The sequence below is a fragment of the Serratia sp. EC4 genome (assembly GCF_059652115.1).
In genome coordinates, this window is sequence record NZ_JBNIDE010000001.1 from 974,149 (window position 1) to 998,907 (window position 24,759).

The 24,759-nt window shown below is 61.8% G+C and carries 23 protein-coding genes and 1 tRNA gene; 8 read left to right on the forward strand and 16 right to left on the reverse strand.

Annotated elements, in window-relative coordinates:
* Positions 1 to 26: 26 nt before the first annotated feature.
* From ACP39K_RS04575 to citC, 7 genes are read right to left on the reverse strand one after another with little or no spacing between them, the layout of a single operon-like run.
* The gene (locus ACP39K_RS04575) at positions 27 to 1,490 is read right to left on the reverse strand and encodes an anion permease (protein WP_015378437.1); all 1,464 of its coding nucleotides are present in this window, start codon (positions 1,488 to 1,490) and stop codon (positions 27 to 29) included.
* Between the two features lie 25 nt (positions 1,491 to 1,515).
* Positions 1,516 to 2,400, reverse strand: coding sequence for a triphosphoribosyl-dephospho-CoA synthase CitG (gene citG, locus ACP39K_RS04580; RefSeq protein ID WP_089184781.1), 885 nt, complete (start codon positions 2,398 to 2,400; stop codon positions 1,516 to 1,518).
* A complete protein-coding gene (gene citX, locus ACP39K_RS04585; protein ID WP_222398225.1) occupies positions 2,381 to 2,929 on the reverse strand; it encodes a citrate lyase holo-[acyl-carrier protein] synthase in 549 nt (182 codons plus the stop codon). The genes citG and citX overlap by 20 nt, the downstream gene beginning before the upstream one ends.
* Positions 2,930 to 2,932: 3 nt before the next feature.
* Positions 2,933 to 4,438, reverse strand: a complete 1,506-nt coding sequence (gene citF, locus ACP39K_RS04590; protein WP_028130661.1) for a citrate lyase subunit alpha — start codon at positions 4,436 to 4,438, stop codon at positions 2,933 to 2,935.
* Positions 4,438 to 5,358: a citrate (pro-3S)-lyase subunit beta gene (citE, locus tag ACP39K_RS04595; RefSeq protein WP_016927085.1), complete on the reverse strand. Its 921-nt coding sequence runs from the start codon at positions 5,356 to 5,358 to the stop codon at positions 4,438 to 4,440. Before citE ends, citF begins: the two co-directional genes overlap by 1 nt.
* The gene (gene citD / locus ACP39K_RS04600; RefSeq protein WP_019452464.1) at positions 5,342 to 5,650 is read right to left on the reverse strand and encodes a citrate lyase acyl carrier protein; all 309 of its coding nucleotides are present in this window, start codon (positions 5,648 to 5,650) and stop codon (positions 5,342 to 5,344) included. The genes citE and citD overlap by 17 nt, the downstream gene beginning before the upstream one ends.
* A 21-nt stretch (positions 5,651 to 5,671) precedes the next feature.
* Positions 5,672 to 6,721, reverse strand: a complete 1,050-nt coding sequence (gene citC, locus ACP39K_RS04605; protein WP_089184783.1) for a [citrate (pro-3S)-lyase] ligase — start codon at positions 6,719 to 6,721, stop codon at positions 5,672 to 5,674.
* A 313-nt stretch (positions 6,722 to 7,034) separates the two neighbouring features.
* On the opposite strand from citC, the gene dpiA reads away from it, so the two are divergent.
* The 3 genes from dpiA to ACP39K_RS04620 all read left to right on the forward strand — a co-directional run bounded on the left by dpiA (position 7,035) and on the right by ACP39K_RS04620 (position 11,103).
* Positions 7,035 to 7,721: a two-component response regulator DpiA gene (gene dpiA / locus ACP39K_RS04610; RefSeq protein WP_004940807.1), complete on the forward strand. Its 687-nt coding sequence runs from the start codon at positions 7,035 to 7,037 to the stop codon at positions 7,719 to 7,721.
* Between the two features lie 102 nt (positions 7,722 to 7,823).
* Positions 7,824 to 10,913, forward strand: coding sequence for a beta-galactosidase (locus tag ACP39K_RS04615; protein WP_222398223.1), 3,090 nt, complete (start codon positions 7,824 to 7,826; stop codon positions 10,911 to 10,913).
* 114 nt (positions 10,914 to 11,027) lie between these two features.
* Positions 11,028 to 11,103 (forward strand) — tRNA-Asn (locus tag ACP39K_RS04620).
* A gap of 96 nt (positions 11,104 to 11,199) precedes the next feature.
* Here ACP39K_RS04620 and ACP39K_RS04625 read toward each other — a convergent pair.
* Positions 11,200 to 12,033, reverse strand: a complete 834-nt coding sequence (locus ACP39K_RS04625) for an oxidoreductase (RefSeq protein ID WP_033639899.1) — start codon at positions 12,031 to 12,033, stop codon at positions 11,200 to 11,202.
* A gap of 105 nt (positions 12,034 to 12,138) precedes the next feature.
* Here ACP39K_RS04625 and ACP39K_RS04630 point away from each other — a divergent pair, with 105 nt between their 5' ends.
* Both ACP39K_RS04630 and ACP39K_RS04635 read left to right on the forward strand, forming a co-directional pair.
* The gene (locus ACP39K_RS04630; RefSeq protein WP_033639898.1) at positions 12,139 to 13,059 is read left to right on the forward strand and encodes an AraC family transcriptional regulator; all 921 of its coding nucleotides are present in this window, start codon (positions 12,139 to 12,141) and stop codon (positions 13,057 to 13,059) included.
* 165 nt (positions 13,060 to 13,224) lie between these two features.
* Positions 13,225 to 13,359, forward strand: coding sequence for an Lrp/AsnC ligand binding domain-containing protein (locus tag ACP39K_RS04635; protein WP_315902113.1), 135 nt, complete (start codon positions 13,225 to 13,227; stop codon positions 13,357 to 13,359).
* On the opposite strand, the gene ACP39K_RS04640 is transcribed toward ACP39K_RS04635, so the two are convergent.
* Together ACP39K_RS04640 and ACP39K_RS04645 are read right to left on the reverse strand one after the other, a co-directional pair.
* Positions 13,356 to 14,483 carry an MFS transporter gene (locus ACP39K_RS04640; protein ID WP_497008381.1) on the reverse strand — a complete coding sequence of 376 codons (1,128 nt, stop codon included), beginning with the start codon at positions 14,481 to 14,483 and terminating at the stop codon, positions 13,356 to 13,358. The genes ACP39K_RS04635 and ACP39K_RS04640 overlap by 4 nt on opposite strands.
* 138 nt (positions 14,484 to 14,621) lie before the next feature.
* Positions 14,622 to 15,680 (reverse strand): alpha/beta hydrolase, encoded by a 1,059-nt coding sequence (locus tag ACP39K_RS04645; protein ID WP_126186870.1) that lies wholly within the window; start codon positions 15,678 to 15,680, stop codon positions 14,622 to 14,624.
* Between the two features lie 262 nt (positions 15,681 to 15,942).
* Here ACP39K_RS04645 and ACP39K_RS04650 point away from each other — a divergent pair, with 262 nt between their 5' ends.
* Positions 15,943 to 16,827: a LysR family transcriptional regulator gene (locus ACP39K_RS04650; RefSeq protein WP_033639896.1), complete on the forward strand. Its 885-nt coding sequence runs from the start codon at positions 15,943 to 15,945 to the stop codon at positions 16,825 to 16,827.
* Between the two features lie 150 nt (positions 16,828 to 16,977).
* Here the strand turns inward: ACP39K_RS04650 and leuE are convergent, their stop codons facing one another.
* Positions 16,978 to 17,622, reverse strand: a complete 645-nt coding sequence (leuE, locus tag ACP39K_RS04655; RefSeq protein WP_033639895.1) for a leucine efflux protein LeuE — start codon at positions 17,620 to 17,622, stop codon at positions 16,978 to 16,980.
* A 204-nt stretch (positions 17,623 to 17,826) separates the two neighbouring features.
* Positions 17,827 to 18,399 carry a hypothetical protein gene (locus ACP39K_RS04660; protein WP_306376869.1) on the reverse strand — a complete coding sequence of 191 codons (573 nt, stop codon included), beginning with the start codon at positions 18,397 to 18,399 and terminating at the stop codon, positions 17,827 to 17,829.
* 128 nt (positions 18,400 to 18,527) lie between these two features.
* Between ACP39K_RS04660 and ACP39K_RS04665 the strand changes: the two genes are divergently transcribed.
* Positions 18,528 to 19,418 carry a LysR substrate-binding domain-containing protein gene (locus ACP39K_RS04665; protein ID WP_497008319.1) on the forward strand — a complete coding sequence of 297 codons (891 nt, stop codon included), beginning with the start codon at positions 18,528 to 18,530 and terminating at the stop codon, positions 19,416 to 19,418.
* Here ACP39K_RS04665 and ACP39K_RS04670 read toward each other — a convergent pair.
* The 4 genes from ACP39K_RS04670 to ACP39K_RS04685 form a co-directional block, all read right to left on the reverse strand.
* Positions 19,415 to 20,143, reverse strand: a complete 729-nt coding sequence (locus ACP39K_RS04670; protein WP_497008320.1) for a PA1136 family autoinducer-binding transcriptional regulator — start codon at positions 20,141 to 20,143, stop codon at positions 19,415 to 19,417. The two genes, ACP39K_RS04665 and ACP39K_RS04670, sit on opposite strands and share 4 nt — an antisense overlap.
* Positions 20,140 to 21,015, reverse strand: coding sequence for a glyoxalase III HchA (gene hchA, locus ACP39K_RS04675; RefSeq protein ID WP_043143133.1), 876 nt, complete (start codon positions 21,013 to 21,015; stop codon positions 20,140 to 20,142). Before hchA ends, ACP39K_RS04670 begins: the two co-directional genes overlap by 4 nt.
* 246 nt (positions 21,016 to 21,261) lie before the next feature.
* The gene (locus ACP39K_RS04680; protein ID WP_289526682.1) at positions 21,262 to 22,206 is read right to left on the reverse strand and encodes an NAD-dependent epimerase/dehydratase family protein; all 945 of its coding nucleotides are present in this window, start codon (positions 22,204 to 22,206) and stop codon (positions 21,262 to 21,264) included.
* A 67-nt stretch (positions 22,207 to 22,273) separates the two neighbouring features.
* Positions 22,274 to 23,104 carry an alpha/beta fold hydrolase gene (locus tag ACP39K_RS04685; protein ID WP_016927061.1) on the reverse strand — a complete coding sequence of 277 codons (831 nt, stop codon included), beginning with the start codon at positions 23,102 to 23,104 and terminating at the stop codon, positions 22,274 to 22,276.
* Positions 23,105 to 23,308: 204 nt separating this feature from the next.
* On the opposite strand from ACP39K_RS04685, the gene ACP39K_RS04690 reads away from it, so the two are divergent.
* A complete protein-coding gene (locus ACP39K_RS04690; RefSeq protein WP_497008321.1) occupies positions 23,309 to 24,733 on the forward strand; it encodes a coniferyl aldehyde dehydrogenase in 1,425 nt (474 codons plus the stop codon).
* The last annotated feature ends 26 nt before the right edge of the window (positions 24,734 to 24,759 follow it).

Below are 24,759 nucleotides of genomic sequence, written 5' to 3' on the forward strand. Positions count from 1 at the left end.
CCGGGCGGCGGCCGCTGTGCGTCAACTCAGTACCACAGGCTCATGATCGGCCAGCCGATCAGCAGCAGCGCGGCGATGTACACCACGCCGAGAATGCCGCCTAGGCGCCAGTAGTCTTTCGATTTCACGTAGCCGCAGCCGTAGATGATCACCCCCGGCCCGGTGGCGTACGGCGTCAGCACGCCCATGATGCCGATCGACAGCACCAGCAGCATCGACAGCTGCTCCATCGGCACGCCCGGCAACCCTTTGCCGACCGCCAGGATCACCGGCAGCATGGTGGCGGTGTGCGCCGACAGGCTGGCGAACAGGTAGTGGGCGAAGTAGAACACCAGCACCAGCGCCACCACCGTCATGTTCGGCGAGAAGCCGTCCAGGTGGGTGCTCATGGTCTGGGCGAACCAGTCGATAAAGCCGGAGCGCGTCAGGCCGTTGGCCATCACCACCAGCGTCGCCAGGTTAACCAGCGTATTCCAGGCGCTGGAATATTTGGTGATCTCTTTCCACGACACCACGTGCAGCGCCAGCATCAGCGACACCGCCAACAGGCACACCGCGGTGGCGTCCAGCACCTTGCCGCCGAACACCCACAGGCACAGGCTGAGCAGCACCAGGCCGATCAGGGTGTACTCCTTGCGCGTCAGCTTGCCCATTTCCCCCAGCGCGGTATCCGCCCAGGCGGCCACTTCGCTGCTGTGGGTCACGCCCGGTTTGTACAGGTAGTAGGAGATCAGCGGCGCGATGATCAGCAGCAGCAGGCCGACCGGCAGGAACGCCAGGAACCACTGCATCCAGCTGATGTGCACCCCGGCTATCTTGCCGACGAACTCGATGCCCAGCACGTTCGGCGCGGCGCCGGTGACGAACATCGAGGAACTGATGCTGGTGCCGACCACCATCATCCACATCAGGTAACCGCCGATGCGGCGCGAAGAGGGATCGTTAGGGAAGGAATCGAACAGCGGCGGCAGGTTTTTCACCACCGGGAACACCGTGCCGCCGGTGCGCGCGGTGTTGGACGGCGTGAATGGCGCCAGCAGAATATCGATGATCACCACCGCATAGCCCAGCGTCAGCGTGCGCTTGCCCATGAACTTCACCAGGAACAGCGCGATGCGCCGCCCCAGCCCGGTGGCCTCGTAGCCCAGCGCGAAGATAAAGGCGCCGAACACCAGCCAGACGGTGGTGCTGGAGAAGCCCGCCAGCCCCCATTTCAGCGCCTCTTTACCGGCTTTGAAGCCCGGCTCCGCCAGTTCCTGCGCGCCGAACAGCACCCAGTTGGCGCTGAGCACGCTGACGGTCACCGCGATAAAGCTGATGGCGGTGGCCGGGATCGGCTCCAGAATCATGCCGACGATCATCGCCACGAAGATGGCGAAATAGTGCCACGCCTGCGGCGGCATGCCGTCGGGCACCGGTATCAATAACAGGATCGCGAGCACCGCCAGCGGCGCTATCGCTTTCCAGATCTTTTCCTGGGTTTGGGACATAGGGACTCTCCTGAAGGCTTGGTTATTATTCTTGGGCACCCAGCTGCGCCAGCAGCCAGGTCACTATCAACAAGTCGGCGCTGCCGCCTGGGCTGAGGTTGCGGGCAATGCAGTCGGCATCGAAGCGCCGCAGGCGCGCCAGGCCAGCCTCCCCCGCCGAGCCGCCCTGCGCCAGCAGCCAGGCCGCCCGGCGCCGCAGCCAGCGCAGCCCGCGCAGGCCGCCGCGCGAGGCGACGTTGGTGTCATCGTTGTGGGCCATCAGCCACAGCAGGCTGTCCAGCAGCGCCCGCTGTTCGTCGCCGCCGGCGGCCAGCCGTTGCCGATACAGCGGCAGCGCGCCGTCAAGCACCAACCGAAAACCGGACTCCGCCTCGCCGCGCGCGCCGCTGAGGCCATGCGCAGCGAACAAGCGCTGGCCGGCGGTCTGCCCGGTGTTGTTGCGCCGCAGCTCACGGTCCACCAGCCCCCGACACATCGCCGCTACCTCGCCGCACAGCGCCTCCGCGCCGATGTCACGGCCCTGCTGCTGCAGGCGGCCGAAGGCGGTGCACAGCAACCCGAGTGAGAACACGCTGCCCTTGTGGGTGTTAATGCCGCCGGTGGCGCGAAACATCTGGTTTTCGCAGGCCAGGCCCAGCGGCCGCAGCCGCGCCAGCTGCTGCTCTGCCGGCAGAGCCGCGTCTTCGCGCCCGCGTTGGATAAAGCGCGGCAGCCACACGCCGATGGCGCGGGCGCTGCGGTAGAAGTGCCCGAGATCCATGTCACGGTGGGCGCCGGTGTTATGACGATCCACCAGCCCCGGTTTGGGCGTGAGGTTGACCTCCACCAGCAGCGCGCGGAAAGCGGCGCGGGCGAAGTCGCAGGCCGGCTCGGCTCGGCGGGCGGGTGGATTAATCGGCAGAGATCGCATCGTTGAACATCCTTTCCATTTCTTGCAGCAGCTGCTCGCTGCCATGCCGCCGCTGGCGGGCGCAGATCTTGGCCGGTTGGCCGCACAGCAGGCAGCGCCGTTCCGGCAGGCCGATGTCGCGGCGCGACAAAATGCGCCCCTGCGCATCCAGCACGTCGATATCCCACAGCCGGCCGATCGGGCGACTCACCTCCAGCTGCATGGCGCAATCTTTCACCCGCTGGGCGTCGGCGCGCAGCGCCACAAACCCTTCGCAGCCGGTGGAAAGCGCCAGCGCCTCGGCCTGCGGGCTGGGCCAGCCCTGCTCGGCGCACAGCCGCAGCAGCGCCGCCCACCCGAGGTTGAAGATGCCGCGCGTCAGCGCGCTGTCCTTCACCGGGCCGGGGACGACCAGCGTCAGCACCAGCAGCGTGCACTCGTGCTGCGCCAGCCACGCCTGCTGGCGCGCCTGACGGCATTCGCGGCTGGTGAGCAGCTCCGGCAGGCTGACCGCGCGTTCGGCGGCCAGTTGGGTATCGACGGCGGCCATCGGTTACTCCGCCACCTGATGCACCACGTCGATCACCGAGCCGTCGCGGTAGCGCACCACCGCCACCACCTTGTCGGTAAAGGCGATCGGCTGCGGTTCGCCGGTCAGCTGCAGCGCGCGGGCGCGCAGCCAGTCGATGCTCACCACCTCGAGCCCGGCTTCCCGCAGGCGCTGCGCCAGCTCCGGCCGCGCCGGGTTGACGGCGATGCCGTGGTCGGTCACCAGAATGTCGATGCTGGAACCCGGCGTGACGCAGGTGGTCACCTGCTCCACCAGCGTCGGGATGCGCCCGCGCACCAGCGGCGCGACGATGATCGCCAGCCGCGCGGCGGCGGCGGTGTCGCAGTGGCCGCCGGACGCGCCGCGCAGCACGCCGTCGGAACCGGTCAGCACGTTAACGTTGAAGCCGGTGTCGATTTCCAGCGCGCTCAGCACCACCACGTCGAGCCGATCGACCGACGCGCCCTTGGAGCTGAAGTTGGCGTACTGGTTGGCGCTGATTTCGATATGGCGCGGGTTGCGCGCCAGCGAGGTCGCCGCCGCCCGATCGAAGCTCTGCACGTCCAGCAGCTTGCCGATCAACCCTTTCTCGTGCAGATCCACCATGGTCGAGGTGATGCCGCCAAGGGCGAACGCGGCGCGAATGCCGCGGGCGCGCATCTTGTCCTCCAGGAAACGGGTCACCGCCAGCGAGGCGCCGCCGGTGCCGGTTTGCAGCGAAAACCCTTCGGTGAAGTAGCCTGAACCGGCGATCACCTCGGCGGCGCGGCGGGCAATCAGCAGCTCGCGCGGGTTCGAGGTCATGCGCGTGGCGTCGGCGCCGATCTTGTCGGCGTCGCCCACCCGCTCCAGCTGCACGATCAGATCCACCCGATCCTGCGCCAGGCTGGCTGGATGATGCGGATACGGCACCAGCTGCTCGGTCAGCAGCACCACGGTGCCCGCCGCCTCGGCGTCCACCCGCGCATAGCCGAGCGAGCCGCAGCAGGCTTCACCGCTGTAGCCGTTGGCGTTGCCGAACTCATCGCAGGCCGGCACGCCGAGGAAGGCCACGTCTATCTTCAGCTCGCCGGATTCAATCAGGTTGACCCGGCCGCCGTGCGAGTGAATTTGCACCGGCTCCGCCAGCAGGCCGCGCGAAACGGCGTCCGCCAGCGGGCCGCGCAGCCCGGAGGTGTAAATGCGGCTCACCACGCCGTGGCGGATATGCTCAACCAACGGCGCATGGCAGTCGGTCAGCGAACTGGAGGCCAGCGTCAGGTTGCGGAACCCCATCGCCGCCAGCGTCTCCATCACCTGATTGAGCGCCAGATCGCCGCCGCGAAACGCATGGTGGAAGGAGATGGTCATGCCGTCCTGCAGCCCGCTGCGGCGCACCGCTTCCTGCAAGGAGTCGCACAGCTTGAGATCGCGCGGTTTGCGCGCCTGCAGGTTGGCTTTGGACACGTCCTGATAGCCCGGCAGATCCGCCGGGTTGGCGAAGGTCATCAATCGTTGTTGGCGGTTCATCATGCTTCCTCCCCGTGCTGCGCCGGTTCTTCCCGTAAGCCGGACAGCGCGGCGCGCTCCAGCACCAGCCGGGCGCGTTCAATCACCGGGCTGTCGACCATTTTTCCGTTGAGCGACACCACGCCGCGCCCTTCCCGCTCCGCCGCCTCGGCGGCGTCCACCACCCGCTGCGCGTGCGCCACCTCTTTGGCGGTCGGCGCGTACAGGTTGTGCAGCAGCTCAATCTGGCGCGGGTTGATCAGCGATTTGCCGTCGAAGCCGAGCTGTTTGATCAGCGCCGCTTCCTGCAGGAAGCCGGCTTCGTTGTTGGCGTCGGAATACACGGTGTCGAACGCCTGAATGCCGGCGGCGCGCGCCGCCTGCAGCAGCGAGCAGCGGGCGAACAGCAGCTCGATGCCCTCCGGCGAGCGTTCGGTGCGCAGGTTGCGCACATAGTCTTCCGCCCCCAGCGCGATGCCGATAAGACGCGGCGAAGCGTGCGCGATCGCCACCGCGTTGGTGATGCCCTGCGCCGATTCGATCGCCGCCAGCAGCCCGGTGCTGCCGACCGGCCGGCCGCAGGCCGCCTCGATGGCGGCGATCTCGCGCTCCATGTCGACAACGTCCTGCGCGCTGTCGGTCTTCGGCAGGCGCACGATGTCCGCGCCGCCGCGTACCACCGCCTGCAGGTCCGCCAGGCCGTAGGCGGAGTCGAGCGCATTGACGCGCACGATGGTTTCCACCTCCTGATACAGCGGATGCTGCAGCGCGTGGTACACCAGCCGGCGCGCCGCGTCTTTTTCACGCAGGATCACCGAGTCTTCCAGATCGAACATCAGCGCATCGGCCTGGTAGATAAAGGCATTGCTGACCATCGCCGCATTGGCGCCGGGAACGAACAGCATGCTGCGACGCAGCCGGGTTTTATTCAGCGTTTTCATCTTTCGCCTCCCACGGCAGTTGGCCGCCCTCGCAGGCGCGCATCAGCGCGGTTTCCAGCCGGGCGCGCAGCACGCAGTCCAGCGCCCCCTTGTCGTCGACGATCACCTGCACCGGCTCCACCTCATAGCGCTGCAGCACCTCCAGCAGGGTGTGGCGTATCGCCGCGCCGAACTGTTTTTCCACGCTGCTGGCGATCAACAGATCGTGCTGCGGCCCCTCGGCGGGCGCGATGCGCACCATGACATCGCTGGATTCCAGCGTGCCGGCCATTGCTTCTCGGATAATTTTCATCATTCACCTGATTGTGCGGACTCAAAAGGGATGCGGGGCCGCCTTGGCCCGGCGCTGCGTTTGCAGATCCTGCAGGTAGTACAGGGTGTCCGGCGGCACCAGCGGCGCGGCGGCGTGGAAGTCCCCCGCCGCCAGCAGCTTGCGCACCCAGGAGGCGGAGATCGCCGTGCCCTGATATTGCAAACGCTCGATTTCCACCAGCGCGATCGGCGGGCTGGGCAGCGCCGGCGTTTCCAGCCAGTAGCGCATGTCGCGGTTGTATTTCGCGGTCACCGCGCAGAACGGCTCGTTGCCGACAAAGCGGTGGGTAATCCCCAGCGCGGGCGCCAGATACTGGCGGAAGATCTTCAGATCGATTTCGGTGTAACAGTCGTCGGCCACGCCCTGATCCTTGATGAAGTAACAGGGGAAGGTGGCGCGCGAGATCACGTACTGCGAGCCTTCGTGTACCGTGAGGTTGGGGATATCGGCAGTGCCGGCCAGCACCAGCCGGCGGCGGTCTTCATAGCTGAAGCGCGAGGTGTTTTCCTTCACCAGAAACAGGTGCAGCCAGTCGCAGCGTTTGGCCGCCTGACGCACCAGATACTGATGCCCGCGTGTGAAGGGGTTGGCGTTCATCACGATGCTGCCGATGGTCTCGCCCGGCCGGCGCTGGCTCGCCAGCTGGGCGGCGTAGCGCTTCAGGCGGCACGGGCTGTTTTCCATCAGCACCACGATGCCCGGCACGGTGGCGATCGGGTAGAAACCGCACTGGCGGAACAGCGGCTCGTTCTGCACCTTGGTGTAGATAAACAGCTGGGTGTGGTGGCGCTCGTAGGCCAGGTTCACCAGCTCGGTCGCCAGCGCCAGCGCCAACCCTTCGCCGCGCATCAGCGGACTGATGGCGACGCATTTGATAATATTGTCGGCGATGCCGCCGCAGGCGACCAATTTGTCGTGCTGGGTAACGGTAATAAATATTTCAACCGTGGTGTCGATATTCAGATCGTTACTGCGCAAGAAGGCGCTTATTTCCGAAATCGCTTTATGATCCGATCGCTTTACCCGATTAAATACGGCATCGCCTAACATAACACGCTCTCTGGGTTAACTGGCAAACAACAAGTTAAATACAAAAAGGCATTTTAATTAACATCAATGACGGCAATTAAAACCTTAAAAACCATGAAGATAAACGCCACTTCGCGTTCGGTAAATCAATGGTAAACAGAAAAAAAACGCCGATTATTGACCTATTTCACAAACCGATCCCGGTTAATAAGTTATTTAATGTTCTTTATTTGCTTAATTAATCTTATGGTGTTTATTATTGAGATAATCTTTATTTAGCGCCGCAATTTACTTACATTCATTTAGCATCTTGATTGCAATAGTAGGTTTCATTATGGAATGGCTGAACATCCTGATCGTTGAAGACGAAACGCCGCTGGCGGAGATGCACGCGGAGTTTATCCGCCAGAACGGCGGCTGCCGCCAGATTTGGCTGGCCGGCACCCTGGCGCAGGCGCGCGCCATGACCGAGCGCTTCAAGCCGGACCTGATCCTGCTGGACAACTTTCTGCCCGACGGCCAGGGCATCACCCTGCTGCGCGAACTGACGCTGAGCGGGTATCGCGGCGGCATCGTGTTCATCACCGCCGCCAGCGACATGGCCACCGTGGCCGAGGCGTTGCGCTACGGCGTGTTCGACTACCTGATCAAACCGCTGGCCTATGACCGGCTGAGCCAGACATTGCAGCGCTTCAGCCAGCGCCGCGAAGCGTTGAAGGACAAAGCGCGCCTCAACCAGCGCCGCATCGACGAGATGTTCAACACCTATGCCCGCGGCGAGCAGCAGGCGGCGCTGCCCGCCGGCATCGACGAACTGACGCTGGGCAAGATCCGCGCGCTGTTCGCCGAACCCGCCGCGCGCCACACCGCTGAAAGCGTTGCGCAAAAAATGGGGCTCAGCCGCACCACCGCGCGCCGTTATCTGGAGTTTTGCACCGCCGCACAGCAGCTGCGCGCCGAGATCATTTACGGCAAGGTCGGCCGCCCACAGCGGATCTACCGCGCCGGCGAACCGCATTAACGGTTATTTGATCGCCCTAGCAAGGTTGCGTGTAACCGCTTTACTTTTTATGCGCCGGTCAGCATCTTGGTGAGCATCACCTAGCCGACTGGACGATCGCCGATGCCTGCTGCGCCCCATGCTTCCCTGACCGAAATCCTCGCCCGCCGTGACTGGCAAAACCCGGCCTGCACCCACTACCGCCGGCTGGACGCTCACCCGCCGTTCGCCAGCTGGCGCACGGTGGAAGACGCGCGCGATGACGCCCCCAGCGCCAGCCGCCGGTCGCTGAACGGCGAGTGGCGCTTCAGCTATTTCCCGCGCCCAGAGGCGGCGCCGGAGAGCTGGCTGCAGCAGGATCTGCCGGACGCCGCCCCGCTGGCGGTGCCGAGCAACTGGCAGCTCGCCGGCTACGACGCGCCGATTTACACCAACGTGCGCTATCCGTTCCCGGTCGATCCGCCGCGCGTGCCGGAAGACAATCCGACCGGCTGCTATTCACGCACCTTCGACGTCGATCCGGCCTGGCTGGCCGCCGGCCAGACGCGCGTCATCTTCGACGGCGTCAACTCGGCGTTCTATTTATGGTGCAACGGCCACTGGGTCGGCTATTCGCAGGACAGCCGCCTGCCGGCGGAGTTCGATCTCGGCCCGTGGCTGCGGCCGGGTGAAAATCGGCTGGCGGTGATGGTGCTGCGCTGGTGCGACGGCAGCTATCTGGAAGATCAGGACATGTGGCGCATGAGCGGCATCTTCCGCGACGTCAGCCTGCTGCACAAACCCGCCGCGCACCTGAGCGATGTGCGCATCACCACCCCGATGCATGACGGCTTTACCCGCGGCGAACTGGTGGTGACGGCGCGCGCCAGCCGGCCCGGCCCGCTGCTGGTGCAGGTTCAGCTGTGGCGCGATGGCGCGCGGGTAGCCGAACGCACCCAGCCGCTCGGCAGCGAGATCGTGGACGAACGCGGCGCCTATGACGATCGCGTCACGCTGCGCCTGCCGGTGGAACGCCCGGCGCTGTGGAGCGCCGAAACGCCCGCGCTGTATCGCGCCACCGTCGCCCTGCTCTCGCCCGAAGGGGTGATTATCGAGGTGGAAGCCTATGACGTCGGCTTTCGCCAGGTGGAAATCAGCGGCGGGCTGTTGAAGCTCAACGGGCAGCCGCTGCTGATCCGCGGCGTTAACCGCCACGAGCATCACCCGCGCCACGGCCAGGTGATGGACGAGGCGACGATGCGCCACGATATCCTGCTGATGAAGCAGCACAACTTCAACGCGGTGCGCTGCTCGCACTATCCCAACCACCCGCTGTGGTATCGGTTGTGCGACCGCTACGGGCTGTACGTGGTGGACGAAGCCAATATCGAGACCCACGGCATGCAGCCGATGAACCGCCTGGCTGACGATCCGCTGTGGCTGCCGGCGATGAGCGAGCGCGTCACCCGCATGGTGCAGCGCGATCGCAACCACCCTTGCATCATTATCTGGTCCCTGGGCAACGAGTCCGGCCACGGCGTGAACCACGACGCGCTGTACCGCTGGGTGAAAAGCCAGGATCCGACCCGCCCGGTGCAATATGAAGGCGGCGGTGCCGACACTGCCGCCACCGACATTATCTGCCCGATGTATGCGCGGGTGGATCAGGATCAGCCGTTCCCGGCGGTGCCCAAATGGGCGATCGGCAAGTGGATCGGCCTGCCGGAGGAACAGCGCCCGCTGATCCTGTGCGAATACGCCCATGCGATGGGCAACAGCTTCGGCGGCTTTGAGCGCTACTGGCGAGCGTTCCACGCACATCCGCGCCTGCAGGGCGGCTTTGTCTGGGACTGGGTCGATCAGGCGCTGATCCGGCGCGACGAACGCGGCGAAGAATTCTGGGCCTACGGCGGCGACTTCGGCGACACCCCCAACGATCGCCAGTTCTGCCTGAACGGGCTGGTGTTCGCGGATCGCACCCCGCACCCGTCGCTGTTCGAAGCGCAGCGGGCGCAGCAGCTGTTCCGCTTCGCCTTCGACGCCGCCTCGCTGACGCTGACCGTCACCAGCGACTACCTGTTCCGCCACACCGACAACGAGCAGCTCAACTGGCGGCTGGAGCTGGACGGCGTGGAGCGCGCCAGCGGCAGTCTCGATCTGGCGCTGCCGCCGCAGGGCAGCGCTAGCTTCACCCTGCTCGACCGGCTGCCGATGCTGCATCAGCCCGGCGAACTGTGGCTGAACGTGGAGGTGGTGCAACCGCAGGCCACCGACTGGTCTGAAGCGCACCACCGCTGCGCCTGGGATCAGTGGCGGGTGCCGCGCGCGCTGCATCCCGCGCCGCCGCCGGCGCAGGGCGTGCCGCCAACGCTGATTGAAAATGATGAAGGGCTGACGCTTACCCACGGCGACCAGCGCTGGCGCTTCGAGCGCAGCAGCGGCCATCTGACGCAGTGGTGGCAGAATGAGCAGCCGCAGCTGCTGACGCCGCTGCGCGACGGCTTTGCGCGCGCGCCGATCGATAACGACATCGGCGTCAGCGAGGCGAACCATATCGATCCCAACGCCTGGGTCGAACGCTGGAAGCTGGCGGGCCTGTACCGGCTGGAAGAGCGCTACACGCGGCTGCAGGCGGATGCGCTGCAAAACGGCGTGCGGGTGGTGAGCGAACACCAGTTCGGCGTGGAAGGGGAGATTTTGCTGATCAGCCGCAAACAGTGGCTGTTCGACGCGCTGGGCGCGGTGAGCGTGAACGTGGAGGTCGAGGTGGCCGACGCCCTGCCGCCGCCGGCGCGCATCGGCCTGCACTGCCAACTGGCGACGGTGCAGCCGCAGGCGGAATGGCTGGGCCTGGGCCCGCACGAGAACTACCCGGATCGCCGCCTGGCCGCGCAGCACGGGCGCTGGCGCCTGCCGCTGGCGGATCTGCATACGCCGTATATTTTCCCCGGCGAGAACGGCCTGCGCTGTGACACCCGCAGCCTGCGCTACGGCGGCTGGCGCATCGACGGCCGCTTCCACTTCTCGCTCAGCCGCTACGGCCTGCAACAGCTGATGGCCTGCAGCCACCAGCATCTGCTGCAGCCGGAAGCAGGCACCTGGCTGCACCTGGACGGCTTCCATATGGGAGTGGGCGGCGACGACTCCTGGAGCCCGAGCGTGCACCGGGATTACCTGCTCACCGCCGGCGTTTACCGCTATCAGCTGCGCCTGCAGCGAGCGCCAGAGGGCTAAATCTGCCAAAAAACTCAACGGGTTGCGCATTCTGTAAGCAAACAGTCACAGAATGTGTAATCCGCCTTTGACATGCCGACGGCGCCTCGCTATTATTCGCCCCGTTCACACGATTCCTCTGTAGTTCAGTCGGTAGAACGGCGGACTGTTAATCCGTATGTCACTGGTTCGAGTCCAGTCAGAGGAGCCATATTTAGAGAAGCCCGCTTAAGGATACTTAAGCGGGCTTTTTGCTGTTGGGCGGATCATAATCGGTGATCCCTACGCCCTCCCTACCCGACACCGTTCAGCCATCCGTTGAACGGGTCAGTTTCTCCCATTGTTTAATTTCCTGACCTAACGCCTCGAGCTTTTGCCGCACCAAACTTAATGCGTCACTGCCTAACAACAGATGCGTTGGCGGGGTCTGGCTCTCGATCAATGCCAGCATGGCGTGAGCCGCCTTCACCGGATCGCCGAGTTGCTTGCCGCTTTTTTCCTGGCGCGCCTGACGAACAGGTTCAAATAACGCGTCATAGTCCGGGAGACGGCGAGGGCTGCGTACCATTGAACGCCCGGCCCAGTCCGTTCGAAACGAACCGGGCGCCACTGCGGTCACGTGTATGTTGAACGGGGTAAGCTCCTGACTTAACGCTTCTGATATCCCTTCCAGTGCAAATTTGCTGCCGCAGTAATAGCTGATACCGGGCAAGGTAATGAAACTGCCCATTGAGGTGATATTGATAATGTGGCCGCGACGGCGCTGGCGCATGCCCGGCAGCGCGGCTTTGATCATCGCCACCGCGCCAAACACATTGACGTCAAACTGGCGGCGCAGCTCTGCAAGCGGGGATTCTTCCAGAATGCCTTCGTGGCCGTAACCGGCATTGTTCACCAGCACATCTATCGGACCGACGGCGGACTCAATCTCTCCAACCACCTCATCAATACGCTCAACGTCCGTGACATCAAGCAGATAGCCAAAAGCCCGCTGCGTATCGAGCGCGCCGAAAGCCTGCAGCGCTTCGCTGTTGCGCACCGTCCCTACAACCCGATGCCCTACGGCGAGGGCTTCCCGCGCCAGCGCCTGGCCAAAGCCACTGCTGACGCCAGTGATTAAAATCGTTTTTGCAGATGCCATAAAAAGAACTCCCATGAACCAAGAAGGTTGCATGGTATTCTCTGCTCTGCCGCATTTTTAGGCCGTATCTTCTCTTTTTCTTGCCTGATTTTATGAGGTGGTGGGATGTCCGACATGATTGCCCTGATGAATAGACTTGCGGTGCAAGAGGGATACAACCTCACTGCCCTACCTGATGTGCGAATTTTACGTTCCGATCGCCCGCTTGCCAGAACGCCGGTGCTGTACGATCCGGGGATCGTGATTGTCTGCCAGGGCAGCAAACGCGGTTATTTCGGTCAACAGACCTATTTATATGATGAGCAGCACTACCTGGCGGTTTCGGTGCCGGTGCCGTTTGTGATGGAAACCGACGCGTCGGCAGCGCATCCGCTGCTGGCGATTTATATACATCTGGATTTTCAGCTTGCCGCTGAACTGATGTTGCAGATTGAACAGCATGGCGCCCCGTATCCTCCCGTCGCGCCGCAAAGCATGATGTCGAGCCCCATGGACGGCGCGGTAAAAATGGCCGTACTTCGCCTACTTGACGTCCTGGACAACCCGCTTGAGGCGGCGATCCTCGGTCCGGCGCGGGTGCGTGAACTCTATTTCCGCGTGCTGACAGGCGCACAGGGCAACGCGATGCGTGCCGCGCTGGCCTTGCAAGGCCAGTTTGGCAAAATCGGTAAAGCGTTGCAGCACATCCACGCCACTTACGCGGAGCCGTTAACGCTGACGCAGCTGGCGATGCTGGCCGGCATGAGCGTGCCGACCTTTCATAGCCATTTCAAAGCGATAACGCAGATGCCGCCGATGCAGTATGTGAAATCGGTACGCCTGCACCAGGCACGGATGCTGATGGTGCGCCAACAAATCACCGCCGCCGCCGCGAGTTACGCCGTTGGCTATGAAAGCCCATCGCAATTTAATCGCGAATTCAAACGTCTGTTTGGCCTGCCACCGGCAGAGGAGATAAAACGCATGCAGCGTCACTTCGCCATTCCGCCCGCGCAGCCTGCGTCGGTATTTGTTTCATCGCACTGAGGCTTATTTGGTATGGCGAACGCGACCTTGAGGTATGAAGTGGTAACGTTTTTGGTGACCGATACCAGCAGCTTAGCTATCAAGCAACGCGCGCCCTTTTGCAGTTCACCAGCCGCAAGGAAGTAGAAGAATTGCATACCCTTTGCCGGGGACGGTTGCGTCTTTATCAAAGTACGCGCCGCCGATACCGAATCGCTGGAGAATTTCCTGATGAAGATCCAGAGCTTTGAGGGCGTACGCTCTGTGCGCAGCGACATCTCGCTTTCCACGTTTCTGGCGCGCGGGCCTTCGCCGGATTAAGGCGCTCTGCTCTTCTGGCGTGAGGTGAAAAACGTCAACACTCCGGCGCAAAGCAGCAGCATGCTACTGATGGCAAAGGCGCTCTGCCAGCCGAGATGGTCAAACACCATGCCTCCTGTCGTTGAACCAAGCGCAATCGAGAGCTGAATCACCGCAACCATCAGTCCGCCCCCGGCTTCCGCATTGTCGGGAAGCGTGCGGGCAATCCATGTCCACCATCCCGTTGGGGCGGCGGTGGCCAGCATGCCCCAGAGACCTAACAGCAGCGAGACAGCCCAAACGTGATGCCCGGTAAGAATCAGGGCGACGGCAATGACGGCCATCATCCCAGGGATAACCATCAGCGTTAGGTAGAATTTCCTGTTGAGGAATGCCGAGACAACCAGCGTGCCAATAAAACCGGCCACGCCGATAATCAGTAAAATCAACGACAAGCCAGAGGAATCAACACGCGTCACCGTCTCCAGGAATGGGCGCACATAGGTAAATAGCGCAAACTGCCCCATAAAGAACAGGCCACAGGCCAGCATGCCAAGAGAGACAACAGGACGAGCGAACAGGCGGAGTACGGTTCCACGTGATGCAGGAGCTTTATTGCCGTTCATACCAGGCAAACTAACGCACTGCCAGATAAAGGCCACCACCGCGATCGGAACCAGGCACAAGAAAGCGCCTCGCCATCCGACAGTGGCGCCAAGGTAGCTCCCCAGCGGGGCTGCCACTACCGTCGCCAGCGCATTGCCGGCGTTGAAAATAGCCAGGGCACGCGCGACTTGATGTTGTGGCACCAGACGAATCGCCGTTGCCGCAGACATCGACCAGACCCCCCCGATCGCAATACCTATCATCGCGCGACCGGCCATATACACCAGATAACTGGAGGCCAGTGCGATAACGAGCCCCGACACGGCCATCAGAAACGTCATCCCCAGTAACAGGGACTTGCGATCCCTGTTTCCAGCCAGTGCCGAAAGCGTCAGGCTGGTCAGGACGGCCAGCGCGCCGGAGATGGCAATCCCCTGTCCTGCCAGTCCCTCCGTCACGCCTAAATCACGGGCAATCGGCGTAAGCAGGCTGACGGGCATAAATTCCGATGCAATCAGCACAAAGACGCATAGGGTCATGGCAAAAATGGCGCTCCAGTGAGCGTGCTGATTATTCGGTGATGGTGTTTGGCTAAGTATAGACATAGTCAGATTTCACAAAAGTCAGAATAAAGCCACCGCGTAGACAGGTGGCTTTTAATGTTGTCAGTAGAGGGTTTATTTCAGATTGGCTTTGAAAAATTGTTCGAACTTAGCGAAAGGTATTTTTCCGGCAACGTTATCGTACAGGTCCACATGATTTGCACCGGGGACAATCACCAGCTCTTTGTCTTTACTGCCGACCGCCTTATAAGCATCTTCGGCAAAATAGCGTGAATGCGCTTTCTCGCCGGTCACGATAAGCGTCGGGATGGTGATTTCACTGGCGTAGCTCAGCAGCGGCATATTCATAAACGACAGCGGCATCGTTGCCGTCCACGCTCCCTTAGAGTTAACGGAACGCGCGTGGAAACCGCGCGGCATGCGGTAGTAATCAAAGAACTCCTTCAGCACCGGATGCGGATCGGCCGGCAGGGTTTCTGGCAGAATGCGCTGACCCGCGCTGACCTTGCCATTTCTGTCGACGTTAATATCATGAGCGCCGTGAGCGAACGTTCCACTTTCCGCATCCTTCCAGCGCTGTTCATTCAGATACTGCAGAACGGCACGACGGTCAGCGGTGGAATAACGGTCTTTGCCATCCCCCACGCCATGGCCCATCGCCCGACTCATATCGTACATTACGCTTGTTGCCACTGCTTTAACGCGGGTATCCATCGCGGCGTCGTTTAACGCCATGCCACCCCAGCCGCAAATGCCGAGCAGCCCGATACGGTTGCGGTCCACCTCTTTTTGCAGCCCTAAGAAATCCACCGCCGCGCTGAAATCTTCCGTGTTGATATCCGGTGAGGCGACGTTTCGCGGATAGCCGCCGCTTTCCCCCGTGTAAGAGGGATCAAACGCCAGGGTAATAAACCCTTGTTCCGCCAGCGTCTGCGCATACAGACCGCTGGATTGCTCTTTCACCGCGCCAAAAGGCCCACTGACCGCAATCGCCGCCAGCTTGCGATCGCCGCGATCTTTGGGCAGGTAAAGATCGCCCACTAAGGTGATGCCATATCGATTCTGGAACGAGACTTTATGATGATCGACTTTCTGGCTCTCGGCGAACGTTTTATCCCATTTATCTGTCATGGAAACAGGGGCGTTCGGATTGGTTGAATCAGCATAACTCATTGTCGTGACTCCACTTAATGATGCGAATAACAGCATGGCCGGCATCGCGGTTTTTAGCGTTCGGGTGAAGGTTTTCATAAAAATCCCCATGAAAAACAAGAGAGATACAGGTTTCCTACGGACAACGCTGCGGTGCTTTGTTTTGATGGGGTCATTATAGTGAGCAGAATTAGTGCTGATTAGAGGGGTATTACTGCTAAGATTGATACCATATTGTTATAAATTAATGCTGAGTTTGCTGTCGTTCAGGAGGGATTATTCAATGGCGAAAAGGGAGAACTACAACGAGTTGTACCTATTTATGCAAGTGGTACGGGAAGGCAGTTTTACCGCGGCGGCTCAGCGGCTGGGGCTTGCTCAATCAGGGGTCAGCCGTTCCGTTCGTGAGCTTGAGGAAAGGCTGGGTGTCCAGCTACTGATGCGCACCACGCGTAAACTGTCGCTGACGCAAGCGGGCGAGCAGCTCTACCAGAAGACGGCATCTGGATTTGATACGCTAGATTTAGGGCTTGCCACGCTGGCACATTATCGCGAGACCCCTTCCGGCACGGTTCGTATCAATGCCAGCCAGCACGCGATTGATAAATGCCTGCTGCCAAAGCTTGCGATATTTAAACAGCGCTATCCTGATATCAGGCTGGAACTCATAAACGAGAGCAGGTTCGTCGATATTATCGAAGAAAGATTCGATGCGGGCGTTCGCCTGGGGCCCGAAGTAAGCCCTGGCATGGTTGCTGTACGCATTACGCCCGATATGGAGATGGCCATTGTGGGTACCCCTGAGCATTTTCGTCGCTACGGTTTTCCGCAAACCCCGGCGGATTTAACAACGCATCCCTGTATCGCCTATCAGTTTGCCGACGGCAGCGTGTACCAGTGGGAACTCAGTCAGGATGATAAAAAAATCACTCATCGGCCTGAAGGGCAATGGGCCTTATCTGACAGTTATATGGAAGCAGAAGCCGCCCGGCTGGGCTTGGGGCTGGCCTATGTTCCTGTCGAACTGGTCACAGATGATCTGGAACGCGGGGCGCTTATCAGAGTTTTACAGCGTTACAGCCTGCGAATGGAGGGGTTGTTTCTCTATTACCCTCATCGCAATGTATCCCCCGCTCTGCGAATGGTCATTGAAACATTGAAAATCTGAGCGTTTAGCGATGACCGAGCCTTCACTGTGCAGAATGGTGTTAGGTCGTATTTTTGTACTTTCAATCCTAAGGGCTGCTATACGAAGAGCGGACGTCCCATCCAGCGAAAGAACGTAAAAAAACCGCCTCGCGGCGGTTTAGTTATCCAGTCAGGAAGTTGCGCTTGCGAGCCGTGCTGCAAATCCAATGAAGAACATACCTACCAGCGCGTTTCCAGTGGCAGATAACCTACGGTTGCCTTTCAGACGACTGAGCAGATAAGAGCCGCAGAAAACGAGGAAGCCGAAATAAACGAGAGTAATCGCGAACATCACTGCAGCAAGAATGATAAACGCCATCCAGGAGTGCTCAGCCTGAACATTGATGAACTGGGCGAAGAAAGAGATATAGAACAGCAGCGTCTTTGGATTCAATAGCGTAACCAGCATTCCGCGCCCGATGATCCCCTTAGCATCAGCTGAAGATTTCTTTTCCTCACTCGTTTCGACCGCTGGCTTAAAGATAGCGCGTATCGTCTGGACTCCGAGATAGAACAGATAAGCAGCACCTGCATATTTGATGGCGTTAAACAAGGCTGGTGTTGAGCTGATAACTGCCGCCAGCCCGCACCAGGCCAAAAGAACAAGGATAACGTCGCTCAGGAGGATGGAAAATATTGCAGCAAAGCCTCGCTTGATGCCGCTGGTAATGCTCGTTTTAATCACGAACATGGTTTCAGGGCCTGGCACAAGGACTATCAGCGTCGCACCAAGCAGGTACGTCCAGAAATTCACGACACCAAAATCAGCAAACATTTTCACTCCAGTTCTCTCGTTTTCAACGAGGCTATTCTAATTAAAGTTACGTTAATGGAAACACATCACCACAGCTTTCAATTCACAATCAATGTCTGTTCCTGGCACAAAACCGCCCTATCAGATTGCTAACCCTACCAATCCCCACAAACACCTAAAGACCCGCCTCGTCCTCCAGGCAGGCCTTTAACCTTCAGCCATTTCTCAGCCCCCATCCCGCTCCGCAATCCGCGCCATCAACGCCCCCAGCAAGGCCAGATCGACCAGCAGCGCCAGCGCGAAACAGGCTCCCTTTATCCCCGGAGCAGCATAGGTTTGCACCAGCGAAGCGGCAACTACTACGGCCACGATAGTCACCACCGTCGTCAGCCTGCACGCCACGGCCAACCCCGCTTGCTCCCCCACTGCCGTGCGGTAGGTGACGCCCTGCCCCAGGCCGCCGAGGGCGATGCCCGGCAGCAGGGCCGGCCAGCCGTGGCCGCCGAACAGCATTAGCAGCATCAATAGCCATCCCGCCGCCGCCAGCAAAAAGCCGTAGCGGAGAATCGCCAGCGCAGGCCTGTTCCGCAGCGGCCGTAGACGGGCCAGCGCGGCGCCGCCGAGAAACGCCAGCGCCAATGCCGTCAGCAGCATCAGGGTCGCGCCGATGCCCAGCAGATTTTCGGTCTTCAGCAGCAAGGCACCCGCCGCGACCGGCACGCTGAGCGCCAAGGCGCTCGCCGCCGTTCCCGTGTGTTCCATGGCGCCCAGGGCGCCGTTGTTGATATAGAGGCTCATCGTTCACTCCGACATGATGGAAATGATGAAATAAATTCATTTCCCTGTTCACATGTCAGTAGCCTATCTCTTGTATAATCGGTCAGACAAACTCATAGTTTTCAGCCTTGGATGAGAATAATTCAGCCATGAGAAAAACCCGTTTACCGCCGCTGGGCGCGCTGCGCGCTTTCCACGCCGTGGCCGGCTGCCGCAGCTTTAAACATGCCGCCGAGGAGCTGGGCGTCAGTGCGACGGCGGTCAGCCACCAGATCAAGCTGCTGGAGTCGGTGCTGGAATGCCGGGTGTGCGAGCGCAGCGCGCAGGGCGTCAGCCTGACCGAGACCGGCGAGATCCTGTATGCCGGCACCCAGCGCGCCTTCGCCGCGCTGGCGCAGTCCGTCGCCCAAATCACCCGCGCCCAGCAGCCGCCGGCGCTGACCGTCACCACCACCTCCAACTTTCTCACCCACTGGCTGGTGCCGCGTCTGGCGGATTTCAAGGCGGAGTTTCCCGCCATCGATCTGCGCCTGCACACCAGCGTCGAGCGCGTCGATCTCAACCAGCGCACCGTGGACGTCGCCATCCGCTACCGTGAAACGCCGGAAAGCGATCTGCACTGCACCCTGCTGCATGAGGATCGTTTTATCGTGGTGGCCAGCCCGGCGCTGGCGCTGGAGCGCATCGAAGATTTGCAGCGGGTGACGCTGTTTCACGTGGAGCATCGGCAGGTGCCCGCCGACTCGCCGACCTGGGAGAACTGGCGACGGCGCTACGGGCCGGAAGGATTGAACGTGGAAGCCGGGCTGACCTTCAGTGACGAAACCCATGCGCTGCAGGCGGCGGTGGCCGGCCAGGGGGTGGTGATCGCCAGCCGGCTGCTGGCGCGCGATTTGTTGCAGCGCGGCGTGCTGGCCGCGCCGTTCGAGATGTCGTTGCCCGGCGCCAACTACTATCTGATGACCACCGAAGAGACCGCGCAGCGTCCCGATATCATGGCGCTGCGCGCGTGGCTGCTGCGGCAAATGGCGGCGGGCTAACGGCTCTCGGGGGCGATTTCGCCCAGGCGGATCGCCACGCTGATCGCCTGCGCGGTGGTGGCGGCGCCGAGACGCTGGCGAATGCGGCGCAGGTGGTTTTCCACCGTGCGTTCAGACAGGCCGAGCATCGCGGCGATATCCGCCTGCCGCCGGCCAATGGCGGTCCAGCTCAGCACCTCGCGCTCGCGCGCCGACAGCCGGCCTTCTTCTTTGCCGGCTGCCGGTTCGAACAGCCGCCGCGCCGCCAGAAAGGCCGCCGAGCCCACGAGCGACAGCGCCAACCGCACCGGCGGCGAGGCGTCGATGCGCTCGCCTCCCAGGCTGACGGCGCCCTCCAGGCCGGCGGGGCCGAACACCGGGATCTGCACGCCGTGCAGGCCCGCGCCGCGCGGCGTGCGCACAATCCGGTAGCGCTCGCCCTGGCGCGCCCGGGTCTTGGTCCAGAAGAACGGCTCGGTAGCCCGCAGCATGTGCCGCGTCACCGGGCAGTGCCGCACGTAGGTCAGCGCATCGACCGCCTCCCCCTCACCGAACCAGTCGCCCTCGACCCAATAGATATGCTCGATCCCCGCTTCCGCCATGGCGGAAGCGGAAAACAGCACAAAGCGATCGAAGCCGAACGGCGCGGCAAAGGCGCGAACCCGTTCCTGAATGGCGGACAGGGTTCGCTCGTGGTCCATCGCCAGCGCCGTCTGGAAAGCGTGCTGCGCGATCTCGTCGCTCATCGCGTGGCGACGTCGGCCAGCAGCGTCTCTGCCGCCAGTTTGCCGAGGTTGTTGGAAGCCAACGGGCTGTCGCCGGTCAGCAGGCGCCGATCTTTATGCACCTTGCCGGTGATGTCGGCGTTGACGATCTTCACGCCCCGCTCGCGCAGGCGTTCGCCCACCAGCCAGGGCATCGGGCCGGGAATATAGCCGATGTCGATGTTGGCGCCGGTATCGAGCGAGTCCGGGAACACGCACATCTCATAGCCACGATAGAGGAAATCCTCTTTGTTCTCGCCGATGCCCGCCGCCAGCAAACCGGCCGGCCCGTGGCACAGCGAAATCACGTAGCGATCGTGGTCATGGGCCCAGTGCAGGGTCTTTTTCACCTCTTCGCTGAACGGGATATCATTGAGCACGCCGTGGCCGCCGGGAATGAAAACGCCGAGGTAGTTACCGCCATCCAGATCCTTCACCACTTCCGTCAACTTTTTCGGCTGCTTGAGTTGGCTGCGGTACTTCTCGTAGGTGGCCTTGACTGCTTCATCTTCATGCGGGAACGCCCACATCTCCAGCTTCACCGGATCGCCGGACGGCGTGGCGATGTCGATCTCGAAACCGGCCAGATCCAGGTGATACATCGGCAGCAGCATCTCGACCGGGTGGTTGCCGGTGGAGAAGAACTTGCCGTTTTGCATCAGCAGGTAGCGCTCCTGCGAGGCGATCATCAACACCTTCCACTTGCCGCCGCGATAGGCGTTCGGGTAGCTGGCGCCCGTGAAGTCGGTTTTAGACGAAGTGTACTGGCTGAGGGAGTAAGGCGATGGGAAGAACGCGTTGTCTTCCGCCACATCCGGGGTGGGATTACGATCGTTGGATACTGAATCAGTCATGATTATCTCCATATTCACCGTTGCATTGCCCTTTCAGCTTAAATAACCGCCGGCGGGGCCGCAATGAGGGATATCCCTCAATCACCCTCGCGCTGGCGGCGCTCAAGCGGGGTGCCATAGCCAATAAAAAGCCCCGCCCGGTGAAGGACGAGGCTCGCTCGCGCCGATCGAGACGGTGCGAGAGGATCATGAGGGCAGAGTGATGACAGGGTGCCGAATGCGCCTGCTCATGGCGCGACAGACGCCTTAACGCCGCGCTTGCGCGTTCTTCCACTCCCGCCAAATCGTTTCCAGCCCGGCGCGATACGTCGTGACGGCGAAGTCGGGAAAGCGCTGCTTGAACTTGCTCGAGTCGAACAGGTTGTCGTGCTCGTAGCGCGGCAGCAGCTCGCGCATCTCACGCGCTCCGGATGAAACCAGCCCTGCGGCGATCAACGCCCGTTTGCCGATGACGGAATATGAAATGTCCTTCCCAAACACCTCGCAGGCCAAGGCGGCGAACTGCGCATAGGTGAGCCGTTCGTCGCAGCACGGGAGATGCCACGTCTGGCCGAACGCGTCGGGCGTATTGCCGAGCCGGGCTAACCCGCGGCTGGCGTCGGGCGTCCAGATCAGCGTGCGCAGCCTGTCGTCGCGAACCGGCACGCGCGGTTTTTCCCCCGCTTTCAGCCTGTCGACGATCAGCGCATTGGTGAAGCTCTGCGTTTTCCCCGGCCCATAAAACTCAGGAGCACGGCCGATCAGCACGGGGATCTGCTTGCGCTCCATCTCGTTGAGCACCTTCTCGGTCATCAGGGCACGCACCCGTCCCTTGCGCCCCCGAGGCGCGAACGGCGTCGATTCCGTCTGCGGCTCGCCGTTCTGCGGATACATATAGGTATTGTCGAAATAGACAAAGGGCACGCCCGCGGTACGGCTGGCGTCCAACGCATTCTGCAGCATGGTCGGAAATTGCCGCTCCCACAGCGCCGAATCCGGCGGCAGGCCGGCGGCGAAATACACCACGTCGCTGCCCTTCACCGCCGTCAGGGTCTGCTGCGCGTCGAGCAGGTCGGCCGCGACCAGCGTATCGCTGTCGTTGACCTTCCTCGGGTTGCGGCTGACCAATCTTAAATCATCGGTGTGCGCGCGCTTCAGTTCACGCGCTAGCTCTTGGGCGATCTGGCCACTGGCGCCCAGGATCGTTTGCATTGGCGTTCCTTATCGCAATGAAAAAAACTCCGCCCACTCAGGGCGGAGCAAAAGTGCTTGTTCGCGCTTAACTGTTCACGAACGCCAGCAGATCGGCGTTGACCTGATCGGCATGGGTGGTCGGTATGCCGTGCGGCGCGCCCTTATAGGTATGGAGCGTGCCGTTTTGCACCAGCTTGGCCGACAGCGCGCCGGAATCCTGATAAGGCACCACCTGATCGTCGTCGCCGTGGATCACCAGCACCGGAATGGCAATCTTCTTGAGATCTTCGGTGAAATCGGTCTGCGAGAAGGCGACGATGCCGTCATAGTGCGCCTTGGCGCCACCCATCATGCCCTGCCGCCACCAGTTCCAGATAATGGCCTCCGACGGTTTGGCACCCGGGCGGTTATAGCCATAGAACGGGCCGGCCGGCACGTCGTAATAGAACTGCGCCCGGTTGGCGGCCAGCTGCGCCTGGAAATCATCGAATACCGATTTTGGGGTGCCCTGCGGATTGGCGTCGGTTTTCACCATCAGCGGCGGCACCGCGCTGATCAGCACCGCTTTGGACACCTTGTCCTCGCCGTGGCGCACGATGTAGCGCACCACCTCGCCGCCGCCGGTCGAGTGGCCCACGTGCATGGCGCCCTGTACGCCGAGGTGTTTTACCACCGCGGCGACGTCATCGGCATAGTGATCCATGTCGTGCCCTTCCCACACCTGGCTGGAGCGGCCGTGGCCGCGGCGATCGTGCGCAACCACGCGGAATCCTTTGTTCACGAAGAACAGCATCTGGGCATCCCAGTCATCGCTCGACAGCGGCCAACCGTGGTGGAAATAGATAACCTTGCCGTTTTTGGGGCCCCAATCCTTGTAGAAAATCTCGACGCCATCGCTGGTCGTTACATAACCCATGTCGTTTCTCCCATTTACACTATGGTTAAAAAAGAAGGTTTATACTGCGCACGGCGCCGGGATCTCTGGCTCCCTCATCCCGGTTGGCCGACGATCTTGCGTTGATCGTTTAACGAGTATAGGTTTAAAGTTCACTTTAAGGTCAATAGTGGCCCGGCAAGCGGTATTTCCCTCAGTAACGCGATCGGCATCAGGAGTATTCAAGTGCAAGGAGATGACACCGCCACGACGATGGAGCAACGGCTTGCCGCCCAGCGCCACGCCTTCCTGCGCGACGGCGCGCCGACGCTGCAACAGCGCAAGGCCGCCCTGCGCCGCTTGCGGAGCGCCATTCTGGCTCAGCGCGCCGCGCTGGCGGCGGCCGTCAGCGCGGACTTCGGCCACCGTTCGCCTTACGAAACCGACATTCTGGAGATTCTGGTCACCGTGCAGGCGATCGATTACCTGCTGCGCAACCTGAAACGCTTCATGCAGCCGGAGCGCCGCCACGTCGCCCTGCCGTATCAGGCCGCGCGCGCCTATGTGCAATATCAGCCCAAGGGCGTGATTGGCGTCATGGCGCCGTGGAACTACCCTTTATCGTTGACCTTCATCCCGCTGGCCACCGCCCTGGCCGCCGGCAACCGCGTGATGCTGAAACCTTCGGAGCTCACGCCGCATACCAGCCAGCTCATCGAAACGATGCTGGCGGCGCGGTTTCCCGCCGATGAGGTCGCCGTGGTGACCGGCGGGCCGGAGATCGGAGCCAGATTCAGCGAGCTGGCGTTCGACCATCTGGTGTTCACCGGCAGCACGGCGATCGGCCGTCAGGTCATGCAGGCGGCCGGCAAACATCTGGTGCCGTTAACGCTAGAACTGGGCGGCAAAAGCCCCGCCGTCATGGCGCGCGGCGCGGTTAACGCCAGAAACGTCCAGAGCGTGGCGTTCGGCAAGCTGTCGAACGCGGGCCAAACCTGCATCGCGCCCGATTACCTGCTGATCCATCAGGACGATCTGGCAAGCTTCATGGCGCTCTACGACGCGGCGGTCAAAACCTTTTATCCCGACGGGCCAACCGGCGACGACTACGGCGCCATCATCAACGACAGGCACTACCACCGCTTGCACGATCTGCTCGCCGATGCCCAGGCGCGAGGCGCGCAAATCATTCCGGTCGGCCATCGCCCGGACTCGGCGTCTGAACGGCCGAAAACCCTGGCCCCCACGCTGGTCGTCGGCGCCCCCGACGACAGCCGGATCATGCAAGAAGAGATCTTCGGGCCGCTGCTGCCGGTGCGCACCTACGCCGCCTTTGATGAAACGATCGACATTATCAACGCCGGGCCGCGCCCGCTGGCGCTGTACTACTTTGGCCCGGCAGACGCGCAGCAGGATCGGCTGCTGGCGCGCACCGCCTCCGGCAACGTCAGCATCAACGCCACCCTGCTGCACTTCGCTCAGGACGACCTGCCGTTCGGCGGCATCGGCCCCAGCGGCATGGGAGCCTGTCACGGCATCGAGGGATTTCGGGCGCTGAGCCACGCCAAGGGCGTTTTCATCCAGAGCCGCTGGCGCTTTACCGACCTGCTGCGCGCGCCGTTCGGCAAGCTGGCGGACGCGGTGCTTGCGTTCATGCTGCGGCGCCGATAACGCGGCGTGTTGACTATCAATAGCAC

Bases quoted from the DNA above. Each gene is read 5' to 3' on its own strand.
- ACP39K_RS04575 (WP_015378437.1), bottom strand. From the start codon at position 1,490: ATGTCCCAAACCCAGGAAAAGATCTGGAAAGCGATAGCGCCGCTGGCG.
- citG (WP_089184781.1), bottom strand. From the start codon at position 2,400: ATGCGATCTCTGCCGATTAATCCACCCGCCCGCCGAGCCGAGCCGGCC.
- citX (WP_222398225.1), bottom strand. From the start codon at position 2,929: ATGGCCGCCGTCGATACCCAACTGGCCGCCGAACGCGCGGTCAGCCTG.
- citF (WP_028130661.1), bottom strand. From the start codon at position 4,438: ATGAACCGCCAACAACGATTGATGACCTTCGCCAACCCGGCGGATCTG.
- citE (WP_016927085.1), bottom strand. From the start codon at position 5,358: ATGAAAACGCTGAATAAAACCCGGCTGCGTCGCAGCATGCTGTTCGTT.
- citD (WP_019452464.1), bottom strand. From the start codon at position 5,650: ATGAAAATTATCCGAGAAGCAATGGCCGGCACGCTGGAATCCAGCGAT.
- citC (WP_089184783.1), bottom strand. From the start codon at position 6,721: ATGTTAGGCGATGCCGTATTTAATCGGGTAAAGCGATCGGATCATAAA.
- dpiA (WP_004940807.1), top strand. From the start codon at position 7,035: ATGGAATGGCTGAACATCCTGATCGTTGAAGACGAAACGCCGCTGGCG.
- ACP39K_RS04615 (WP_222398223.1), top strand. From the start codon at position 7,824: ATGCCTGCTGCGCCCCATGCTTCCCTGACCGAAATCCTCGCCCGCCGT.
- ACP39K_RS04625 (WP_033639899.1), bottom strand. From the start codon at position 12,033: ATGGCATCTGCAAAAACGATTTTAATCACTGGCGTCAGCAGTGGCTTT.
- ACP39K_RS04630 (WP_033639898.1), top strand. From the start codon at position 12,139: ATGTCCGACATGATTGCCCTGATGAATAGACTTGCGGTGCAAGAGGGA.
- ACP39K_RS04640 (WP_497008381.1), bottom strand. From the start codon at position 14,483: ATGACCCTATGCGTCTTTGTGCTGATTGCATCGGAATTTATGCCCGTC.
- ACP39K_RS04645 (WP_126186870.1), bottom strand. From the start codon at position 15,680: ATGAGTTATGCTGATTCAACCAATCCGAACGCCCCTGTTTCCATGACA.
- ACP39K_RS04650 (WP_033639896.1), top strand. From the start codon at position 15,943: ATGGCGAAAAGGGAGAACTACAACGAGTTGTACCTATTTATGCAAGTG.
- leuE (WP_033639895.1), bottom strand. From the start codon at position 17,622: ATGTTTGCTGATTTTGGTGTCGTGAATTTCTGGACGTACCTGCTTGGT.
- ACP39K_RS04660 (WP_306376869.1), bottom strand. From the start codon at position 18,399: ATGAGCCTCTATATCAACAACGGCGCCCTGGGCGCCATGGAACACACG.
- ACP39K_RS04665 (WP_497008319.1), top strand. From the start codon at position 18,528: ATGAGAAAAACCCGTTTACCGCCGCTGGGCGCGCTGCGCGCTTTCCAC.
- ACP39K_RS04670 (WP_497008320.1), bottom strand. From the start codon at position 20,143: ATGAGCGACGAGATCGCGCAGCACGCTTTCCAGACGGCGCTGGCGATG.
- hchA (WP_043143133.1), bottom strand. From the start codon at position 21,015: ATGACTGATTCAGTATCCAACGATCGTAATCCCACCCCGGATGTGGCG.
- ACP39K_RS04680 (WP_289526682.1), bottom strand. From the start codon at position 22,206: ATGCAAACGATCCTGGGCGCCAGTGGCCAGATCGCCCAAGAGCTAGCG.
- ACP39K_RS04685 (WP_016927061.1), bottom strand. From the start codon at position 23,104: ATGGGTTATGTAACGACCAGCGATGGCGTCGAGATTTTCTACAAGGAT.